This is a genomic window from Leifsonia sp. AG29, assembly GCF_009765225.1.
Classification (GTDB): domain Bacteria; phylum Actinomycetota; class Actinomycetes; order Actinomycetales; family Microbacteriaceae; genus Leifsonia.
In genome coordinates, this window is the sequence record NZ_VMSF01000001.1 from 2059756 (window position 1) to 2080328 (window position 20573).

A 20573-nucleotide genomic window follows, 5' to 3' on the forward strand; every position below is an offset into this window, starting at 1 on the left:
CATCGGTCTGGCATCCTTCGTTCGTGACGGGTGGCGTCGTGGCCGGGCTGTCAGCCCTGGGCCGGGGCGGCGGCCGGGGGTGCCGGCGCGGCCGCGTCCGCCGGGTGAGGCGGAGCGTCTGGGGTCTCGTCGTCCGCGTCGACGCGGGCGACGAGCTGGTCGAGTCTCACGAGGTCACCGGCGGCGACGTGCACGGTCACCGTGCCGGAGACGGGCGCGAGGAGGCGGTGCTCCATCTTCATCGCCTCCACGACGGCTACGGTCTCCCCCGCCTCGACGCGGCTTCCGCCGGCCACCGGGACGGCGACGACGGTGCCGGGCATGGGCGAGCGGAGCTCGGGATGGGCGGCCGCCTCGCCGCGGTCGAGGGCCGCGAGGCGTGTCGCGAGGCGCTCCTCCCGGGTCAGGAGGCGGAGCGCGCGGGCGCGGCCGTCGTGAGCGAGCCAGACGGTGCCGCCGTCGCGGACCACGTCGAACCGGGAGGTGACGCCGTCGAGGGCGAGGAGCGCCTCCGCCGGGCAGCCGTCGGCCCGGGGCGGCCTGAACGTCAGCCGCGCCGAGTGCGAGTCGTCGCCGACCGTCACGGTCGCCGCGTCGGGCCCGCCGAGGACCCGGACGGTCACGCCGTCCACGACGTACTCGACCGGCTTGGCGGATCCGACGCGCCACCCGCTCGGCACGGACCAGAGCGGGCCGGCCGTGCCGCGTCGCTCCTCCCAGCGTGCCGCGTGGGCGGCCAGAGCCGCGACGACGAGCTCTGCTCTCTCCGGCTCGCCGGGGTGGAGCTCGGAGTAGCGCCGGTCGATCAGGTTCGTGTCCATGCGGCCGGCACGGACATCGGGGTCGGTGACGAGGTCGCGCAGCCAGGCGACGTTGCTCACCCCTCCGAGGATGCTCGTCCCGCCGAGAGCCCGGTCGAGGCGGGTGAAAGCCGCCTCCCGGTCGGGCCCCCACGCGATGATCTTCGCGAGCATGGGGTCGTAGTCGGTCGCGATCGAGGTGCCGGCCGCGATTCCGCTGTCCACGCGCACGCCGTCGCCCTCCGGCTCTCGGAGGGCGAGGACGCGGCCCCCGCCCGGCAGGAACCCGCGCTCCGGGTCCTCGGCGTAGACGCGCGCCTCCACTGCGTGACCTGCGAGGCCCAGGTCGGCCTGGTCGAAGGCGAGCGGCTCCCCCGCCGCGATGCGCAGCTGCTGCTCGACCAGGTCGATGCCGCGCTCCCCGCGCAGCGTGGTCACCAGCTCGGTCACCGGGTGCTCGACCTGGAGGCGCGTGTTCATCTCCATGAAGAAGAACTCGTCGGGCGCCGCCGCAGAGACGAGGAACTCGACCGTTCCCGCGCCGACGTAGTCGACCGACGCGGCCACACGGCAGGCGGCCTCGCCGATCCGGCGCCGGGTGGCCGCATCGAGGAGCGGCGACGGCGCCTCCTCGACGACCTTCTGGTGCCGGCGCTGGAGGGAGCACTCGCGCTCGCCGAGGTGGACGACCGACCCGTGCCGGTCGGCGAGCACCTGGACCTCGATGTGCCGGGGCGCGTCGACGAGACGCTCGAGGAACAGCGTGTCGTCGCCGAAGGCCGCGGCCGCGACGCGTCTCGCCGCCCGGAGTCCCTCGGGCAGCTCGGCGGGGTCGCGCACGGCCTGCATGCCCTTGCCGCCGCCGCCGGCCGACGGCTTGATGAGCACGGGGAACCCGATGCGCTCGGCGGCCTCGATCAGCTGCTCGTCGGTGAGGCCCGGCTCGGCGATGCCCGGGATGGTCGGGACGCCGTGGCGCGAGACCTCCTGCTTGGCGGCGATCTTGTCGCCCATCACTTCGAGGGCGTGGACGCCCGGCCCGACGAAGACGACCCCGGCGCGGTCGCACGCCTCGGCGAGGGCCGGATTCTCGGAGAGGAAGCCGTAACCCGGATGCACCGCGTCCGCCCCGGTGGCGACCGCAGCGGCCACGACAGCCTCGGCGTCGAGGTAGCTCTCCCGGGCCGGGGCCGGCCCGAGGCGGACGGCGACATCGGCGAGCGCCACGTGGAGCGCATCGCGATCGGCGTCTGAGTAGACGGCCACCGAACGGATCCCGAGGCGGTGGAGCGTGCGGATGATGCGGCAGGCGATCTCGCCGCGGTTCGCGACGAGGACGGTGCCGAAGGGACGGGAGGAGGTCACGGGGATCACATCCGGAAGAGGCCGAAGGCCGTGTCGGGGAGCGGGCTGCGCGAGACGACGTCGAGGGCGAGGCCGAGCACGTCGCGGGTCTCGGCGGGGTCGATGACGCCGTCGTCCCACAGCCGGGCGGTCGAGTAGTAGGGGCTCCCCTGCTCCTCGTACTGGGCGGCGATCGGCGCGCGGAACGCGGCCTCGTCCTCGGCGCTCCACTCCTCGCCGCGCGCCTCCAGCTGGTCGCGCTTGACGGTGGCGAGCACGCTGGAGGCCTGCTGGCCGCCCATGACCGAGATCCGGGCGGCGGGCCACATCCACAGGAAGCGCGGCGAGTACGCCCGCCCGCACATCGAGTAGTTGCCGGCGCCGAACGAGCCGCCGATGACGACGGTGAGCTTGGGCACGCGCGCCGTGGCGACGGCCGTGACCATCTTGGCGCCGTTCTTGGCGATGCCGCCCGCCTCGTAGTCGCGCCCGACCATGAAGCCGGAGATGTTCTGGAGGAACAGCAGCGGGATCCCGCGCTGGTCGCACAGCTCGATGAAGTGCGCGCCCTTCAGCGCGGACTCGCTGAACAGCACGCCGTTGTTGGCGACGATGCCGACCGGGTGCCCGTGGATGTGCGCGAAGCCGGTGACCAGGGTCGTGCCGTATTCCGGTTTGAACTCGTGCAGCTCACTGCCGTCGACGAGCCGGGCGATCACCTCCCGGACGTCGTAGGGCGCCTGCACGTCGGTCGGGACGACACCGTACAGCTCGGCGGGGTCGACCGCCGGCTCGCGCGCCGGCAGCACCTCCCAGGCTGGCGTGCGGGTGGGAGGGAGCGTCGCGACGATGTCCCGGACGATGGCGAGGGCGTGCTCGTCGTCCTCGGCGAGGTGATCGACCACGCCGGAGGTGCGGGCGTGGAGGTCTCCCCCGCCGAGCTCCTCGGCGCTGACGATCTCGCCGATGGCGGCCTTCACGAGCGGCGGGCCGCCGAGGAAGATGGTCCCCTGATTCCGCACGATGACGGTCTCGTCGCTCATCGCGGGGACGTAGGCGCCGCCGGCCGTGCACGAGCCGAGCACGGCGGCGATCTGCGGGATCTTCGCGGCGGACAGGCGAGCCTGGTTGTAGAAGATGCGGCCGAAGTGGTCCCGGTCGGGGAAGACCTCGTCCTGCATGGGGAGGAAGGCGCCTCCCGAGTCGACGAGGTAGATGCAGGGGAGCCCGTTCTCGAGCGCGATCTCCTGGGCGCGGAGGTGCTTCTTCACCGTCATCGGGTAGTAGGTGCCGCCCTTGACGGTGGCGTCGTTGCAGACGATCATCACGTGGCGCCCGTGGACGAGCCCGATGCCCGCGATCACGCCGGCCGCGGGGCTCTCGTCGCCGTACATGCCGGTCGCGGCGAGCGGGGCGATCTCGAGGAACGGACTGCCGTCGTCGAGCAGCTCGTCGACACGGTTGCGCGGGAGGAGCTTCCCGCGCGCGACGTGCCTCTCGCGCGCCCGCTCGGGACCTCCGGCCGCGGCCTGATCGAGCCGTCGTCTCAGATCGTCGACCAGCGCTCGCTGCGCGGCCTCGTTCTCGGCGAACCGGTCCGCCGTGTCGGGTCCGGCCGCCTCGCTCATCAGGGTGGGCATCGCTTCCGCGTCCTCCGTGTCGCCGTCGACATCGGTTAGTGGTCACTAACTCGATTTTAGGTTAGTGTTCACTAACCGAAAAGTCCACCCCTTCCGGGTGCGATCCGGAAAGGATCCGGGAAAAGAGCCATGACCGACCTCGAACGGCCCACGCAGCGCAGCCAGGCCAAGGCCGACCGCCGAGTCGCCCTGCTCGGCGCCGCCGCCGGGATGTTCGCCGAGCGCGGCTTCAACGGCGTCTCGATCGAGGACCTCGGTTCGGCGGCCGGCGTGAGCGGTCCAGCCGTCTACCGGCACTTCCCCTCCAAGCAGGCGGTGCTCGCGGCACTCCTCGTCGGCGTCAGCGAGCGCCTTCTCGCCGGGGGCTCGGCGGTCGAGGCGGCATCGGCCGACCCCGCCTCGGCGCTCCGCGGCCTCATCGCCTTCCACGTCGACTTCGCGCTCGGCGAGCCCGACACCATCCGGGTCCAGGACCGCGACCTCGATGCCCTCCCCGACGCCGAGCGCCGGGAGGTGCGGCGACTCCAGCGTCGTTACATCGAGCTCTGGATGCGCGTGCTCGCGGCGCTTCAGCCCTCCCTCCCCGAGGAGGAGCTCCGGCTGCGGGTGCAGGCGACCTTCGGCCTCATCAACTCGACGCCGCACTCGGCCCGGGTCGGGGCCGCGCACATTCCCGGGGCGGTCGTGCGCCCGGTGCTCGAGCGCATGGCCTGGTCCGCGCTGACGTCGGGCTGAGGCGCCTCCGCGCGCTCGGCCGGAGCGCGCGCCACGAGGCATGTACGCGCTTGTCCGCGTCGACCGCGCCCCCTATCGTAGTGACATTCTCAATCTGAGCTTTGAAATATCTCTCGGGAAATGTGGTTGCTGGACGCATTCGGCCCCGCTCTCACGGCGATTGCCTTCCTCGCCATCGCATCCCTCCCGGTGGGCGCGGTATTGCTCGTCGCACCCCGCAGCTACGTACCGATGAGGAGGCACGTCAAAGTGCTTCCCTCCGGCATCGCAGCGAGTCGCTTCGGCGTCCATCTCCTCGCCGTGGTCCGCAGTTTCGAGAGCGGTGTGGCCGTCCTGCTGACCACGTTGGCCGGCGTGGCCTTTCCGCCCGAACGCGGCAATCCCTTCTCCGTGCTCGTCGGAGTCGCCGTCGTCGCCGTGACCGTCGGCACGGTGGTTCTCGGCGTGAACATCTTCAGCCTTCCGACACCGGTCACCGTCGGGGGCATGGCTGCACTGACCGCCGTGGCCGCCGCCTACAGCATCTATGGAATCGCACGGATCGAAAAGAAATCGGAGGCACGCTCATGACCTGTTTGCTTAGGGTCGGTACCGCACTGACAGGCGGCTGCATCATCACCGCCGCCTTCGCGGTGATCAGTCTGGTCTGGATCATGTTCTCGACGGGGCCGGGAGACGGACGCTCGACGGGCCTGTTCGGAGCGATCTTTTTCGAGGCGAGAGAGCGTGCCGACGGAGCGCTCGACGTCGGGGTGGGACTCGAGAACCCTGTCCCGCTGATCCTCGTGTTTGTCGTGACCAGCGCCTTCGTGCTCGCAGTGACGATCGTCATGGCGCGTTTGCGCGCCTACAAGCGAGAGCTCGGCCTCCCCGCGGCCGAATGAGATGAGGACGAGGATCCGTGTCGACGGCCGGGGAGCCCTGACCGCGGCGACACGGGCGGTCCGCCAGATCCTCTGGGCCGTCGTCCTGATCCTCACCAATGCCGGCGCGTGCGCCATCATCGCCGGCGCCACGGGCAGTGTCCCCCTCGCGACGCTGGCCCTCACGATGGTGGCGCACACCGGCTTGGGGTTGATCGGCAGCTACGCAGTCCACGAGGCAGCACATGTCCATGCCCTCGGCCGTTGGGCACCCGGGGTGTCCGGCGCGGTCGTGACCACGACGACCCTCCGGTTCTCCGTCACGCCGATGGGTTCGATCACGGGCAAGCAGATGACGCTCGTCGCCGTCGCCGGGCCGATCGCCGCCCTCTCCACCGGAATCGCCATCTGGGCTCTCATCCCCTCGTCCGGGATCCAGTACTGGTACTGGGCACACGCCCTGTTCCTCCTGCCGATCTTCAGCGACGGGAAAGCGATCATCGGGGGGATCAGCCGATGGTCCGAGACGATCGAGCTGGGACGGGAGGGAGGCCCCGCCGGGCTCCGATGACCCAGCCTCGGCTCAGCCGCCCGAGGGCGCTTCGAGCCCGTCACACGCATGGGCTAGAGTCCGAGGAACCGACACTGCGGCACGCCGGGGGCGTCCGACGGGAGGAGCGATGTGGGCGACGACACCCCTCGGCTGAGAGCGCACCATCGGGTGTTCCGGGCCTTCGGCATCGTCCTGGCCGTCCTCCTCGTGCTCCTCCTCGTCGCGGGCGGCTTCGGGGTCTGGACGGTCGCGCGGTCCTTCCCGCAGACCTCCGGCACGATCGACGTGCCGGGCCTCGGGGCACCCGTGACGGTATCGCGGGACGACGCCGGAGTGCCCACCGTCGTCGCCCGGAACGCGGACGACCTGTTCCGCGCGCAAGGGTTCGTGCACGCGCAGGACCGGTTCTGGGAGATGGACTTCCGCCGGCACGTGACGGCGGGCCGGCTCTCGGAGATGTTCGGCGCCTCCCAGGTGCCGACCGACACGTTCATCCGGACGCTCGGCTGGAGGAGGGTCGCCGAGCAGGAGGTGAAGCTGCTCGACAAGACCGCGTTGCGCTACTACCAGGACTACGCCGACGGGGTGAACGCCTATCTCGCCTCCCACCGGGGCGCAGAGCTGTCGGCGGAGTACGCCGTGCTCGGGCTGCAGAACCCGTCGTACCGTCCCGAGCCGTGGACGCCCGCCGACTCGGTCGCGTGGCTCAAGGCCATGGCCTGGGACCTCCGATCCAACCTAGACGAGGAGATCGACCGAGCCCTCCTCGCGACCAAGCTGAGCCCCGCGCAGATCGCGCAACTCCACCCGGCGTATCCGTACGCCGGCCACCCGACCATCACCGACGCCGGCGGGGGCTCGCCCCGCACGGTCACCCCGGACGCCGCGACGACGGCACGCGGAGCCTCCGCAGCAGGCTCGGGTTCGGCGGCGGGCTCGGGTTCGGCGGCGGCCCCCGGCGTCCCTCCCGCGGACTACGCCGCCAAGCTCGAGAAGGTGGCGGAGGCCGTCGACGCGCTCCCGCGGCTCATGGGCCCGTCGGGGAGCGACATCGGGTCGAACTCCTGGGTCGTCAGCGGAGCGCACACGGCCACCGGCAAGCCGCTCCTCGCCAACGACCCGCACCTCGGCGCGACCCTCCCGTCGGTCTGGTACCAGATGACCCTGCGCTGCGCCCGGGTGGGACCTGACTGCCCGTTCGACGTGAGCGGCTTCAGCTTCTCGGGTTTCCCCGGCGTCATCATCGGACACAACGACCGGATCTCGTGGGGCTTCACGAACCTCGGCCCCGACGTGGCCGACCTCTACATCGAGAAGGTGACCGGCGGCACGTACGAGTACGACGGCCAGCAGCTGCCGCTGATCGAACGCACCGAGACCATCCGGGTCGCCGGGGGTCCGGACGTGCGCATCACCGTGCGCTCCACTCGCCACGGGCCGATCGTCACCGACATCGGCGACGACTACGCCGCCATCGCCAAGGACCAGGCGGGCAAGCTGCAGATCCCTGCGCAGCAGTTCCAGATCTCGTTGCAGTGGACGGCTCTCACCCCCGGTCCGACCGCGGGAGCCATCTTCGCCTTCGACACCGCCCACGACTGGGCGAGCTTCCGGGAGGCGGCGCGCTCGTTCCAAGTCCCGTCGCAGAACCTCGTCTACGCGGACGTCGACGACAACATCGGCTACCAGGCCCCTGGCCTCATCCCCGTCCGGGCGGGAGGCGACGGGACGATGCCCGTCCCCGGGTGGACGAGCGGCTACGGCTGGGTGGGCTCGATCCCGTTCGACGAGCTGCCCTCCGTGCTGAACCCGCCGAGCGGCTACCTCGTCACGGCGAACAACGCGGCGGCGGGGGCCGGCTTCCCATCACTCGTCACGCGGGACTGGGACTACGGGTACCGCGCGAACCAGATCGAGTTGCGCCTCCAGAGTCTCTTCGCCGCGGGCAGGAAGGTCACGGCGGACGATCTCTCGTCGATCCAGGCCGACACTTACGACGCCGCCGCGGGCACCCTGGCGCCTCTGATCGTCGAACTCGGGAGCCGCGCCGACGGCTCGAGCGGCCTCCACCAGGCGGCCAAGCTCCTGAAGGCGTGGAATCACCACGACGATGCGGGAAGCGCGGCCGCCGCCTACTTCGCCGTCTTCTGGCGCACCCTGCTGGAGGACGCCTTCGCCCGCAAGCTCCCCGCGTCGGCGCCCCCCAGCGGAGGCGACCGCTGGTTCGCCGTCGTCGATTCGCTCGTCGGCCAGCCCGACTCGCCGTGGTGGACGGACCGCGGACTCGGCGTGACAGGCCGCGACGCGATGCTCGTCCACGTGGCGGACTCCGCCTGGGCGCAGGCCCGCGACCTGCTCGGCGGCGACCCGTCCTCGTGGCGCTGGGACCGCCTCCACACGCTGACCCTGCAGAACCAGAGCCTCGGCAAATCGGGCATCGGCCCGATCGAGTGGCTGCTGAATCGCGGGCCCTGGCACGTCGGCGGGGGCTCCTCCGTCGTGGACGCGACCGGCTGGGATGCGTCCGTGGGCTACGAGGTCAGCCGGGCCCCGTCGATGCGGATGGTCGTCGACCTCTCCGACTTCGACCGCAGCACCTGGGTGAACCTGACGGGGGCATCCGGGCACGCCTTCGACCCGCACTACACCGACCAGACCGACCTCTGGGCGACCGGTCGGACACGGCCCTGGGCGTTCAGCCCGGCAGCCGTCGCCCGCTCGGCCACGGACACGCTGACACTCCGGCCAGCGCGCTGAATCTCAGCGGCCGGCGGGCCAGTCGCGCTCGCCGCTCCCGACGTAGAGCTGCTGAGGGCGGCCGATCTTGGTGGCCGGGTCGAGGTTCATCTCGCGCCAGTGAGCGATCCAGCCGGGGAGCCGGCCGATCGCGAACAGCACGGTGAACATCCGCGTCGGGAAGCCCATGGCCTTGTAGATGACGCCCGTGTAGAAGTCCACGTTGGGGTACAGGCGACGGTCGATGAAGTACTGGTCGGCCAGAGCGACCTCCTCGAGCTCCTTCGCGATGTCGAGCAGCGGGTCGTGCACGCCCAGCGCGCCGAGCACCTCGTCGGCCGACTGCTTCACGAGCTTCGCGCGCGGGTCGAAGTTCTTGTAGACACGGTGGCCGAAGCCCATCAGCTTGACGCCGGACTCCTTGTTCTTGACCCGCTCGACGAACTTCTGGACGCTCTCGCCCGAGTCGCGGATGCCCGCGAGCATCTGCAGCACGGCCTCGTTGGCGCCGCCGTGGAGCGGGCCGTAGAGCGCGTTGATGCCGGCCGAGACCGACGCGAACAGGTTCGCCTGGGTCGAGCCGACGAGGCGCACGGTCGACGTGGACGCGTTCTGCTCGTGGTCCTCGTGGAGGATCAGGAGTCGCTCGAGGGCCCGTGACAGGACCGGGTCGACCACGTACGGCTCGGCGAGGGTGCCGAAGTTCAGGCGGAGGAAGTTGTCGACGAAGCTCAGCGAGTTGTCGGGGTACAGGAACGCCTGGCCGAGGCTCTTCTTGTGCGCGTAGGCCGCGATCACCGGGAGCTTCGCGAGGAGCCGGATCGTGGACAGCTCCACCTGCTCCGGGTCGGTGACCGAGAGCGAGTCCTGGTAGAAGGTCGACAGGGCCGACACCGCGCTCGACAGCACCGACATCGGGTGGGCGTCGTGCGGGAGGGCGCTGAAGAAGCTGCGCAGATCCTCGTGGAGGAGGGTGTGGCGGCGGATCCGCTCGTCGAATTCGGCTAGCTCTGACGGCGTCGGCAGCTCGCCGTGGATGAGGAGCCACGCGACCTCGAGGAACGTCGAGTTCTCGGCGACCTGCTCGATCGGGTACCCACGGTACCGCAGGATGCCGTTGTCACCGTCGATGTAGGTGATCGCCGAGCGAGTCGCCGCGGTGTTCACGAAGCCGTAGTCGAGGCTGGTGAGCCCGGTCTGGCGGGTGAGGGTCGAAAGGTCGATGCTCGATGCGCCGTCGGTGCTCGGCAGGATCGGGAACTCCGCGGTGCCGCCCGGGTAGGTGAGGGAGGCGACGGCTGCCTTCTCCGGGGAGGCCACGGCCGGCACGGCCGGGGCCGGGGCGGCGACCGGCGCGGCCGGGGTCGACCCGCCCTGCTCCGCCTGTGCCTTGTCGGTGCCGAGTCCGCTCACAACGCCTCCTGCTGGGGTTCATCGAGATGCACGCGCGCCGGACGTGGGCGCTGCAGATGTGCCGTGCTGGTACAGCCTAACGAACAGGCGCGGCAACTGTCGCATCGCGCAAACAGCCGGAGGATGCCTTAGAGAGACTCTCCAAATGCACGCAACCGCTCGGCAGCGGCGTCGATTCGCTCGTCGGGAGCCGTCAGCGACAGCCGGACGTGCTGGGGGAAGTGATCGCCGTAGAAGTGCCCGGGCCCCGCGATGATGCCGAGACCGGCGAGCCGGTCGATGCTCTCCCATGCGTCCCTCCCCTCGGTCGCCCAGAGGTAGAGGCCGCCCTCGCTGCGGTCGATGCGGAAGCCGGCCGCCTCGAGCGCCGGCTTCAGCACCTCCCGGCGGCGCAGGTAGCGCTCCTTCTGGACCTTCACGTGCTCGTCGTCGCCGAGCGCCACGACCATCGCCGCCTGGAGCGGCGAGGGCAGCATCATCCCGGCGTGCTTGCGGATGATGGTGAGCCGGTCGATGATCTCGCGGCAGCCCGCGACGAAGGCGGCGCGGTAACCGGCCAGGTTCGACTGCTTGCTGAGGGAGTACACCGCCAGCACGTCGCGGCGGTCCTCGCCGATGACGCGCGGGTCGAGGATGCTCGGCACGCGCTCGGTGTCCCACGGGGCGTCCCAGCCCAGCTCCGCGTAGCACTCGTCACTGGCGATGTACGCTCCGAGTTCCCGGGCCCTCGCCACCGCGGCACGGAGCTCGTCGACCGTGAGGATGCGCCCGTCCGGGTTGCCGGGGCTGTTCAGCCAGACCAGCCGCGTGGTGGCGGGCCACTCCGCCGGGTCGTCGGCGGCGACTGCCGAGGCACCGGCCATCGCCGCGCCGATCGCGTACGTCGGGTACGCCGCGCGCGGGTGGACGACGACATCGCCCTCGCCCAGGCCGAGGAAGAAGGGGAGGAAGGCCACCAGCTCCTTCGACCCGATCGTCGGCAGGACGTTGCCGACGGTCAGCCCGGAGACGCCGCGGCGGCGCTCGAACCAGGCGACGATCGCATCACGGAGCGCCGGCGTGCCGACGGTCTGCGGGTACGCGTGCGCGTCGGTCGCCTGGGCGAGCGCCTCCCGGATCAGCTCGGGGGTCGGGTCGACCGGCGACCCGATCGAGAGGTCGACCGCGCCGCCGGGGTGCGAGCGCGCCCGGTCGACGTACGGCCCCATCAGATCCCACGGGTAGTCGGGGAGCTGCTGGAGGGCCACCTCAGTGATCCTGCGGGGGCAGCGCTGCGACGAGCGGATGGTCCTTCGAGATCACGCCCACCTTGGCGGCGCCGCCCGGCGAGCCGATGTCGTCGAAGAACTCGACGTTCGCCTTGTAGTAGTCCTTCCACTCCTCAGGGAGGTCGTCCTCGTAGTAGATCGCCTCGACCGGGCAGACCGGCTCGCAGGCACCGCAGTCGACGCACTCGTCGGGGTGGATGTACAGGGACCGCTCGCCCTCGTAGATGCAGTCGACGGGGCACTCGTCGATGCAGGCCCGGTCTTTCACATCGACACACGGGAGGGCGATGACGTAGGTCACGGTGCTTCGGATCCCTTCGCGGAACGAGAGAGGTACTCGTCTAGCTTAGGCCGTCCCGGCGGGGCCGGACGCCCCGCGCTCCCCCGCCGCCGCGCTGCGGCGGGACGGGACGTCGGGCCACGCGACGACGACCGCCGCGATGAGGATGGGGCCCGCGAGCCAGAGCTGGCCGAGGAGATTGGCGGGGATCAGCACCGAGCCTCCCGGGCTCTGCTGGGCCAGCACGAGGACGATGGCGATCGTCCCGAGCGCGAAGAGCAGCGCGTTGAGGCGCGTCGAGCTGAGCAGCCGGAGCCCGGCGAGGATGGCCGTGAACGCGAGGAGCGAGCCGGTGAGACCGATCGGAAAGCCCACCCGGGGGCCCGGCGTGAGCTGGTGCGCGACCGTGCCGATCCCGCCGAGCACCACCCCCGCGACGACGAGCAGGATCCCGTTCACGATGCGGCCGACCATCCCCGAATCATATCCGGGCGGTCCCTCGGTCGGCTGGACAGCGGGCCGGACGTGATCTACGCTCGAATAAGTAAGGTTAGCCTTACCGAAATAATCCCGATCCCAGACAAGGTTCCGGCGTGCTCGCAAACTATCTGATCGGCCTCCGAGAAGGCCTCGAAATGGCGCTCATCGTCTCCATCCTCATCGCGTACGTGGTGAAGGTCGGCCGGCGCGACGTGCTGTCCAAGCTCTGGATCGGCGTCGGCGTCGCGCTCGTCGTGCCGCTCACGATCGGCGCGGTGCTGACGTGGGGCCCCTACGGGATGAGCTTCGAGGCCCAGGAGGTCGTCGGCGGCCTGCTCTCGCTCGTCGCCGTCGGCTTCGTCACCTGGATGATCTTCTGGATGGGCAAGACCGCACGCACGATGAAGTCGACCCTCCAGAACAAGCTCGACTCCGTTCTCGTCGGGGCCGGCTGGGGCGTCGTGCTGCTCGCCGTGCTCAGTGTGGGCCGCGAGGGCATCGAGACGGCGCTGTTCGTCTGGGCCACCGTCGACGGAGCGGGCGGGAGCTGGCAGCCGTTCGCGGGCGCACTCCTCGGCATGGCGACCGCAGCGGTGCTCGGCTTCCTCCTCTACCGCGGCATGGTCCGCATCAACCTGGGGTCGTTCTTCACCTGGACGAGCGCCTTCCTCATCGTCGTGGCCGCGGGCGTGTTCGCGTACGGCATCGGCGACCTCCAGGAGGCCGGCGTGCTCCCCGACGGAGCCCACGCCTATGACCTGAGCGGTCTCATCCCCACCTCCAGCTGGTACGGTACGGCGCTCGCGGGCGTCGTGAACTTCACGCCCTCCCCCACCTGGCTGCAGGTCATCGCGTGGGTCGGCTACGTCGGGGTCGTCGGTGCCTTCTACCTGCGCCAGCACCGCTCCGCCTCCCGCCCGGCGCCGGCGAAGGCCGCGGCCTCCGCGCCGCACCACGCGCCGGCCGCCTCCTAGGCGCCCGCGCCGCCGGCGAGCCGGCCAGACCCCTCCGTCCCTCCCTCCTCACCAGAAAGGGCAGCACCGCCATGCCCGGAACCCGTCCACTGACCTCCGTCGCCGGCGCTCTGCTCGGCTCGGCCGCGCTCGCGCTGGCTCTGACCGGCTGCGTCCCCAACAAGGCCACCGCCGAGGCGCAGGCGATCGCCGTCTCGATCGACGACACGACCTGCTCGGTCAAGACCGACACCGCGCCCGCCGGGCCGATCACGTTCCAGGTGACCAACTCCGGCACGGACGTGAACGAATTCGAGGTGCTCGCTGAGGACAAGCTGCGCATCGCCGGCGAGAAGGAGAACATCGGCCCGGGGACGACCGTCAACTACGTGGTCCAGCTCGCCGAGGGCAGCTATTTCACGGCCTGCAAGAAGGGGATGGCGGGCAGCGCCACCGGGCTCGCACCGTTCACGGTCACGAACGGGGCCGGAGACGCGAAGACCGCGGCGGGCAGCAAGGAGGTGCAGCAGGCCGTCGCCGACTACACCGCGTACGTGCGCGACCAGGCCGAGCAGTTGCTGGCCGCGACCCAGCAGTTCGCCGCCGCCTACGAGTCGGGAGACGACGACGCAGCCCGGACCCGGTACCCGGCGGCACGGACCTTCTACGAGCGGATCGAGCCCACCGCCGAGCAGTTCGGCGACATCGACCCGGCCCTCGACCTCCGTGAGGCCGACGTCGAGCAGGGCCAGGAGTGGACGGGCTGGCACCGGATCGAGAAGGACCTCTGGGCGCCGGCCGGCCACACCCCGTCGGACGCTGCCACCCGGAAGCAGCTCGGCGACCGCCTCGTCGCCGACACCCGGCGCCTGAGCGACCTCGTGCACGCGAAGAGCTTCGCCCTGACGCTCGACCAGATCTCGAACGGCGCGGCGAGCCTCATGGAGGAGGTCTCCCGCAGCAAGATCACCGGCGAGGAGGAGACGTACTCGCACACCGACCTCTGGGACTTCAAGGCCAACGTCGAGGGCGCCGACGTCGCGTACGGGACGGTCCGCGATCTCCTGGTGGCCAAGGGAGGCACGGCGAAAGCGACCGCTGCCACCCTCGATGCGGAGTTCGCGGCTATCGACGCGATGCTCGCGAAGTACGCCTCGGGCGACGGCTTCGTGCCGTACACGCAGCTCAGCACCACCCAGGTGAAAGAGCTCTCCGACCAGGTGAACGCGCTCAGCGAGCCGCTCAGCCGCCTGACCGCGCTGCTGGTGAAGTGAGCGTGGCGCGCCCGGAACAGGAGCCCGCGCCCGGCGTCTCCCGCCGCGGAATGCTCGGGCTGGCGGGTGCCGCCGTCGGGGCCGGTCTGGTGGGCTTCGGCGCGGGTGTGGCCGTCGACCGCGCAGCGAGCTCCTCGGCCTCGGGCGGAGCCGCCGTCTATCCGTTCTACGGCGAGCACCAGGCCGGGATCACCACGCCCGCGCAGGACCGCCTCCACTTCGCCGCGTTCGACGTCGCGCCGGGGCTCGATCGCGCCGGTCTCATCGGGCTGCTGAAGGACTGGACCGCGGCGGCGGCACGCATGACCCAGGGGCAGGCGGCCGGGAAGTACGGCCCCGCGTCGGGCCCGGCGGACCTGCCTCCGGACGACACCGGGGAGGCGCTCGACCTCGCCCCGGGCGGGCTCACGATCACGTTCGGCTTCGGTCCGACCCTGTTCACCGCAGCCGACGGCACCGACCGGTTCGGGATCGCGGCGCGCCGCCCCGCCGAGTTGGTCGACCTCCCCCGGTTCCCGGGCGACGCGCTGCTCGACGCGTACACCGGCGGCGACCTCTGCGTGCAGGCGTGCAGCGAGGACCCGCAGGTGGCCGTGCACGCGATCCGGAACCTGTCGCGCATCGCCTTCGGCCGGGCCGCGATCCGCTGGTCGCAGCTGGGGTTCGGCCGCACCTCCTCCACCTCCCGCAGTCAGTCGACGCCGCGCAACCTGTTCGGCTTCAAGGACGGCACCGCGAACGTCAAGGCGGAGGACGCGAAGGCCGTGGCCGAGCAGGTGTGGGCCTCCGGCGACGGCGCCTCCTGGATGGCGGGAGGGTCGTACCTGGTCGCCCGGAAGATCCGCATGGTCATCGAGACCTGGGATCGCCAGCAGCTCGGCGAGCAGGAGCGCATCATCGGCCGGGACAAGGGCGAGGGCGCGCCGCTCTCCGGCGGGACCGAGTTCAGCGAGCCCGACTTCCTCGCGCTCTCCTCCGCGGGCGGAACGAAGATCGACCCCGACTCGCACGTCCGTCTCGCGCATCCCTCCATGAACGGGGGCGCGCAGCTCTTGAGACGCGGGTACAACTTCGTCGACGGGAACGACGAGCTCGGCCGGCTCAACGCGGGGCTGTTCTTCATCGCCTTCCAGCGGGATCCGCGGAGCCAGTTCATCCCGATCCAGCAGCGCCTGGCGAAGAGCGACGCCATGAACGAGTACCTGAAGCACGTCGGCTCAGCGATCTTCGCCGTGCCTCCGGGTGTGAAACGGGGTTCTTACATCGGAGCCGGCCTGTTCGGCGCTTGACGACGGGCGTTCAGGGGGTGCCCACTCGGGTGTCCGCTCAGGGCGTGCTCGTCGCGGTTGAGCTGGGCGCCTCACCCTTCGTCACGGAATAGTTCGCCACCCAGCCGTTGTGACCGGAGTCGGTCACCACGACGAGGACGCCGTACGTGCCGTTCGTGAACGTGCCGGCGCTCCCCTGGTCCTGCGTCTGGAAGCCGCCCGCGAACTTCGCATCGGCCAGCTGCTTCTGGATGCTGTCGGCCGCCTCCGGACCGCTCACCTTCACCGTGACATTCCACACCTCGTGCTCGGGGGAGCCCACCGACGCACCCAGGATCACGGACCCCTTCGTCAGGGGGACGGCCGACGGGAAGTCGGAGGGCACGCTGGCGCCGCCGATGTTCACGTTGCCGCCGGTGAGGTCTTTGACGGCGGACTGGAAGCTGCATCCCGCCAGCGCGGGAGCCGCGCCGAGCAGGAGGACGGCGGAGAGCGAGACGACGGCGAGACGACGATGGCGGGGTGCGGTCACACCACGATCATCGCGCACGCCGCGCCCCGAGGGAACGGCCCGCGGCCCGGTCAGACCGTCGCGTCCTGACGCTTCAGCCGGGCGGCCGCGCGGCCGCGGGCGGTCGCGTCGAGCTCCACCTTGCGGATGCGGACCGCCTCCGGGGTGACCTCGACGCACTCGTCCTCGCGGGCGAACTCGAGCGACTCCTCCAGGGTGAGCTGGCGCGACGGCGTCATGGACTCGAACGTGTCGGCCGTGGAGGAGCGCATGTTGGTGAGCTTCTTCTCCTTGGTGATGTTGACGTCCATGTCGTCGGCGCGAGAGTTCTCGCCGATGACCATGCCCTCGTAGACCTCCTCGGTGGGATTCACGAAGAACGTCATACGCTCCTGGAGCTGGATGATGGCGTAGGGCGTGACGACGCCCGCGCGGTCGGCCACGATCGAGCCGTTGCTGCGGGTGACGATGGGGCCCGCCCACTCGTCGTAGCCGTGCGAGATCGCGTTGGCGATGCCCGTGCCGCGCGTGGTCGTCAGGAACTCGGTGCGGAATCCGATGAGGCCTCGGGACGGGACGATGAACTCCATGCGCACCCAGCCGGTGCCGTGGTTGGTCATGTTCTCCATGCGGCCCTTGCGCGCGGCGAGAAGCTGCGTGATCGCGCCGAGGTGCTCCTCCGGGATGTCGATCGTGAGGTGCTCGTACGGCTCGTGGGTCTTGCCGTCGACCTTGCGGGTGACGACCTGCGGCTTGCCGACGGTCAGCTCGTAGCCCTCGCGGCGCATCTGCTCGACGAGGATGGCGAGCGCGAGCTCGCCGCGACCCTGCACCTCCCAGGCGTCGGGACGGCCGATGTCGAGCACGCGGAGCGAGACGTTGCCGATCAGCTCGCGGTCGAGCCGGTCCTTCACCATGCGCGCCGTGAGCTTGTGCCCCTTCACCTTGCCGACCAGCGGCGAGGTGTTGGTTCCGATCGTCACCGAGATCGCCGGGTCGTCGACGTGGATCGCGGGCAGCGGACGGACGTCGTCCGGGTCGGCGAGCGTGTCGCCGATCATGATGTCGGCGAAGCCCGCCACCGCGACGATGTCGCCGGGACCGGCCGACTCGGCCGGGTAGCGGTCGAGCGCCTTCGTCATGAGCAGCTCGGTCACGCGCACGTTGTGCACGTCGCCGTCGTGACGCACCCAGGCGACGGTCTGACCCTTCTTGAGGGTGCCGTTGAAGATGCGGAGGAGCGCGAGCCGGCCGAGGAACGGCGACGCGTCGAGGTTGGTGACGTGGGCCTGGAGGGGCGCCTCCGGGTCGTAGCTCGGTGCCGGGATGTGCTCGAGGATGGCCTCGAAGAGCGGCTCGAGGTCGTTGTTGTCGGGCAGCTCGCCGTTGGCCGGCTGGGTGCGGCTCGCCGCGCCCGCGCGCCCCGATGCGTAGACGACGGGCACGTCGAGGATCGCGTCGAGGTCGAGGTCCGGGACGTCGTCGGAGAGGTCGCTGGCGAGACCGAGCAGGAGGTCCTGGCTCTCGCCCACGACCTCCTGGATGCGGGCATCGCCGCGGTCGGTCTTGTTAACGACGAGGATGACGGGGAGCTTCGCCTCGAGCGCCTTCCGCAGCACGAAGCGCGTCTGCGGCAGCGGCCCCTCGGACGCGTCGACGAGGAGCACGACGCCGTCGACCATCGACAGGCCGCGCTCGACCTCGCCGCCGAAGTCGGCGTGACCCGGGGTGTCGATCACGTTGATCGTGATCGGACCGTTCGGCGCGTGCTTGCCGTTGTACGAGATCGCCGTGTTCTTGGCGAGGATCGTGATGCCCTTCTCGCGCTCCAGCTCGTTGGAGTCCATGGCGCGCTCCTCCACGTGGGCGTGCGCGTCGAACGAGTTCGTCTGCTTGAGCATGGCGTCGACCAGCGTGGTCTTGCCGTGGTCGACGTGGGCCACGATCGCGACGTTGCGCAGATCGTCGCGGTGGGCGACGGCGTTCTCGGACATGCGTGAAGGCTCGACTCTCGTCAGAAAGGAAGAAGGGGAACGGTCCATTCTAGCGCAGCCCCGATCGGAGCCGCCTGGGGGCGCCTCCGATGCGCTCTCGTGGTGCCCTCGTGGTGCTGGTAGCGCCGCGATGCCGGTGGTGTGACCCGCCGGCGTCCCTCCCCCGACATTCGGCCCGAATCCCGAGTAAGTGGCACCTCCTCGCGACATTCGGCCCGAATACGGGCTGCTGCGCCGCGGCCCCGCCGTCCCCCACATTCAGCACGAATCCCGCGCATGAGACGCCTTTGCGCCACATTCATCACGAATCTGGGAGGCGGGCCCGGGGCGCCGCCTCGACATTCGGCACGAATGTCGAGAACGAGGCGCCGCCGAGCAGCATTCAGCACGAATCTCGGGAGGTTACAGCGGCGCGGAGCGCCACGCAGCGGCGCGCCTGGCCCACATTCGGCACGAATGTCGAGAAAGAGGCGCCGCCGAGCAGCATTCAGCACGAATGTGGGAGGAGCGCAGCGCGACGACGCCATCCCGGACACGCAGAACGGCGCCGTCCCGAAGGGCGGCGCCGTTCTGAAGCCCGAGTCGACGAGCCCTACAGCCCCTGGGCGACGGGAGGCTCCGGCTGCTGCACGACGCCCTCGTTCACGGGGACGACCTCGTCCGAGCCGGCCGCCAGGAGCTCGAGCCGCAGGGTGCGGCGCGCGCGCTGCTGGTCCGGGTCGGGCAGCGGGACCGCGGCGAGCAGGCGCTGCGTGTACGCCTCCTTCGGGTAGCGGAGGATCTCGTCTCGCGTGCCCACCTCGACCAGCTTGCCGTGGTGCATCACGGCGATCCGGTCGGCGAGCACGTCGATCACCGCGAGGTCGTGGGTGATGAACAGGCAGGCGAAGTTCATCTCCTTCTGCAGTTGCTGCATCAGGTCGAGCACGCGCGCCTGGACCGACACGTCGAGCGCCGAGGTCGGCTCGTCGGCGATCAGCACCTGCGGCTTGAGCGACAGGGCGCGCGCGATGCCGACGCGCTGCTTCTGGCCGCCGGAGAGCTCGTGCGGGAACCGGCTGCGGTACGCGCGCGGCAGTTCGACGGCGTCGAGGAGGCGGTCGACCTCCTTGGCGAGGTCGGCGCCCTTCAGCCCCTTGGCGAGCCGCAGCGGTTCGCCAATCGAGTCGGCGATCTGGAGGCGCGGGTTCAGCGACGACGACGGATCCTGGAACACGATGCCCACGTTGCGGTGCAGCTTGCGGATGTCGTCGCGCTTGGCGTTGCTGATGTCCTGCCCGGCGACGACGAGCTTGCCCGAGTGGATCGGGAGCAGGCCGATCGCGGCGCGGCCCAGCGTCGTCTTGCCGGAGCCCGACTCGCCCACCAGGCCGACGACCTCGCCCTCGTGGATCTTCAGGTCGATGTCGGACGCGGCGCGGAAGGCGGGGACGCGGCCGTGCTTCGGGTACTCGATGGCGACCTTGTCGAACTGCACCACGACCTGCCGGCTGTCGAGCTCCGCCTTCTCGTGCTCGGCGGCGGCCGCGCGCTCGTTGGCTCGGATGCGCTCGGCGAAGGCGGCGTCCGGGTTCTCCGTGCCGGCGGCGAGGGCCGCGGTGGTGTCGATCTCCTCGTCCTCGCGCTGGCCGAGGTGCGGCACGGCGTCGAGGAGCGCGATCGTGTACGGGTGCTTCGGCGCCTCGAAGACCTGCTTCACGGTGCCGCTCTCGACGATGTCGCCCTTGCGCATCACGACGATGTTGTCGGCCAGGTCGGCGACGACGCCCATGTCGTGGGTGATGAGCAGGATCGCGCTGTCGAGCCGGTCGCGGAGGCTGCGGAGGAGCTCCAGGATCTCGGCCTGCACGGTCACGTCGAGCGCGGTGGTCGGCTCGTCGGCGATGAGCAGCTTCGGGTCGCACGAGATCGACTGCGCGATCATGGCGCGCTGCCGCTGGCCGCCCGAGAGCTGGTGCGGGTAGGAGTTGAACGCCTTCTTCGGGTCGGGCAGCTCGACCATGTCGAGCAGTTCGAGAGCGCGCTCCTTCGCCTCGTGAGGCGACATCCCGAAGTGGATGCGGAGGGTCTCGACGATCTGGAAGCCGACCGTGTAGACGGGGTTCAGCGCCGTCATCGGCTCCTGGAAGATCACCGCCACCTGGCGGCCGCGGACCCGGCGCATCTGCTGGGGGCTGAGGCCCGTCAGCTCCCGACCGTCGAGCTTGATCGAGCCGCGCACGCGGGAGTTCTCCGGAAGGAGGTCGAGGATCGCCATCGAGCTCGCGCTCTTGCCGGACCCGGACTCGCCGACGATGGCGAGCACCTCCCCCGCCTTGATGGCGTAGTTCAGCTTCTTCGCCGCGGGGACCCAGATGCTGTCGACACCGAAGTCCACGGAGAGGTCGGTGACCTCCAGGACGGGGGCGCCGGTCACGACGCCGGCCTGACCGGTGGTTGCGGTCATGATTCGAGGTTCCTT

At 70.6% G+C, this 20573-nt stretch carries 17 protein-coding genes; 8 read left to right on the forward strand and 9 right to left on the reverse strand.

Going from position 1 to position 20573, the window contains the following annotated elements; translation table 11 throughout:
* Positions 1–50: 50 nt before the first annotated feature.
* Both FPT20_RS09945 and FPT20_RS09950 read right to left on the reverse strand, forming a co-directional pair.
* A complete protein-coding gene (locus FPT20_RS09945; RefSeq protein WP_199245742.1) occupies positions 51–2174 on the reverse strand; it encodes an ATP-binding protein in 2124 nt (707 codons plus the stop codon).
* Positions 2171–3784: a carboxyl transferase domain-containing protein gene (locus tag FPT20_RS09950; protein WP_158864855.1), complete on the reverse strand. Its 1614-nt coding sequence runs from the start codon at positions 3782–3784 to the stop codon at positions 2171–2173. Before FPT20_RS09950 ends, FPT20_RS09945 begins: the two co-directional genes overlap by 4 nt.
* A 129-nt stretch (positions 3785–3913) precedes the next feature.
* Between FPT20_RS09950 and FPT20_RS09955 the strand changes: the two genes are divergently transcribed.
* From FPT20_RS09955 to FPT20_RS09975, 5 genes are all read left to right on the forward strand, one after another.
* Complete coding sequence (locus FPT20_RS09955) at positions 3914–4519, forward strand: SACE_7040 family transcriptional regulator (RefSeq protein WP_158864857.1); 606 nt, start codon at positions 3914–3916, stop codon at positions 4517–4519.
* Between the two features lie 126 nt (positions 4520–4645).
* On the forward strand, positions 4646–5089 hold the full coding sequence (locus tag FPT20_RS09960) for a hypothetical protein (RefSeq protein ID WP_158864859.1): 444 nt from the start codon (positions 4646–4648) through the stop codon (positions 5087–5089).
* Positions 5086–5403 carry a hypothetical protein gene (locus FPT20_RS09965; RefSeq protein ID WP_158864861.1) on the forward strand — a complete coding sequence of 106 codons (318 nt, stop codon included), beginning with the start codon at positions 5086–5088 and terminating at the stop codon, positions 5401–5403. Before FPT20_RS09960 ends, FPT20_RS09965 begins: the two co-directional genes overlap by 4 nt.
* Position 5404: 1 nt before the next feature.
* Positions 5405–5953: a hypothetical protein gene (locus FPT20_RS09970; protein ID WP_158864863.1), complete on the forward strand. Its 549-nt coding sequence runs from the start codon at positions 5405–5407 to the stop codon at positions 5951–5953.
* A gap of 111 nt (positions 5954–6064) precedes the next feature.
* The gene (locus FPT20_RS09975) at positions 6065–8692 is read left to right on the forward strand and encodes a penicillin acylase family protein (RefSeq protein WP_158864865.1); all 2628 of its coding nucleotides are present in this window, start codon (positions 6065–6067) and stop codon (positions 8690–8692) included.
* Positions 8693–8695: 3 nt separating this feature from the next.
* On the opposite strand, the gene FPT20_RS09980 is transcribed toward FPT20_RS09975, so the two are convergent.
* The 4 genes from FPT20_RS09980 to FPT20_RS09995 form a co-directional block, all read right to left on the reverse strand.
* A complete protein-coding gene (locus FPT20_RS09980) occupies positions 8696–10000 on the reverse strand; it encodes a citrate synthase (protein WP_442786506.1) in 1305 nt (434 codons plus the stop codon).
* 212 nt (positions 10001–10212) lie between these two features.
* The gene (gene dapC / locus FPT20_RS09985) at positions 10213–11331 is read right to left on the reverse strand and encodes a succinyldiaminopimelate transaminase (protein ID WP_158864867.1); all 1119 of its coding nucleotides are present in this window, start codon (positions 11329–11331) and stop codon (positions 10213–10215) included.
* Position 11332: 1 nt separating this feature from the next.
* Positions 11333–11653 (reverse strand): ferredoxin, encoded by a 321-nt coding sequence (gene fdxA, locus FPT20_RS09990; RefSeq protein ID WP_158864869.1) that lies wholly within the window; start codon positions 11651–11653, stop codon positions 11333–11335.
* Between the two features lie 45 nt (positions 11654–11698).
* Entirely contained in the window at positions 11699–12106 is a 408-nt protein-coding gene (locus FPT20_RS09995; protein ID WP_158864871.1) for a hypothetical protein, read from the reverse strand.
* Positions 12107–12225: 119 nt separating this feature from the next.
* Here FPT20_RS09995 and efeU point away from each other — a divergent pair, with 119 nt between their 5' ends.
* From efeU to efeB, 3 genes are all read left to right on the forward strand, one after another.
* Positions 12226–13086 carry an iron uptake transporter permease EfeU gene (gene efeU, locus FPT20_RS10000; protein WP_158864873.1) on the forward strand — a complete coding sequence of 287 codons (861 nt, stop codon included), beginning with the start codon at positions 12226–12228 and terminating at the stop codon, positions 13084–13086.
* A 71-nt stretch (positions 13087–13157) separates the two neighbouring features.
* Positions 13158–14339, forward strand: a complete 1182-nt coding sequence (gene efeO / locus FPT20_RS10005; protein WP_158864875.1) for an iron uptake system protein EfeO — start codon at positions 13158–13160, stop codon at positions 14337–14339.
* A gap of 2 nt (positions 14340–14341) precedes the next feature.
* A complete protein-coding gene (efeB, locus tag FPT20_RS10010) occupies positions 14342–15628 on the forward strand; it encodes an iron uptake transporter deferrochelatase/peroxidase subunit (RefSeq protein WP_267902718.1) in 1287 nt (428 codons plus the stop codon).
* Positions 15629–15665: 37 nt separating this feature from the next.
* Here efeB and FPT20_RS10015 read toward each other — a convergent pair whose 3' ends face one another.
* The 3 genes from FPT20_RS10015 to FPT20_RS10025 all read right to left on the reverse strand — a co-directional run bounded on the left by FPT20_RS10015 (position 15666) and on the right by FPT20_RS10025 (position 20558).
* On the reverse strand, positions 15666–16139 hold the full coding sequence (locus FPT20_RS10015; protein ID WP_158864878.1) for a hypothetical protein: 474 nt from the start codon (positions 16137–16139) through the stop codon (positions 15666–15668).
* Positions 16140–16189: 50 nt separating this feature from the next.
* Complete coding sequence (gene typA / locus FPT20_RS10020) at positions 16190–18112, reverse strand: translational GTPase TypA (protein WP_158864880.1); 1923 nt, start codon at positions 18110–18112, stop codon at positions 16190–16192.
* A gap of 592 nt (positions 18113–18704) precedes the next feature.
* Complete coding sequence (locus FPT20_RS10025) at positions 18705–20558, reverse strand: ABC transporter ATP-binding protein (protein ID WP_158864882.1); 1854 nt, start codon at positions 20556–20558, stop codon at positions 18705–18707.
* Positions 20559–20573 lie beyond the last annotated feature (15 nt).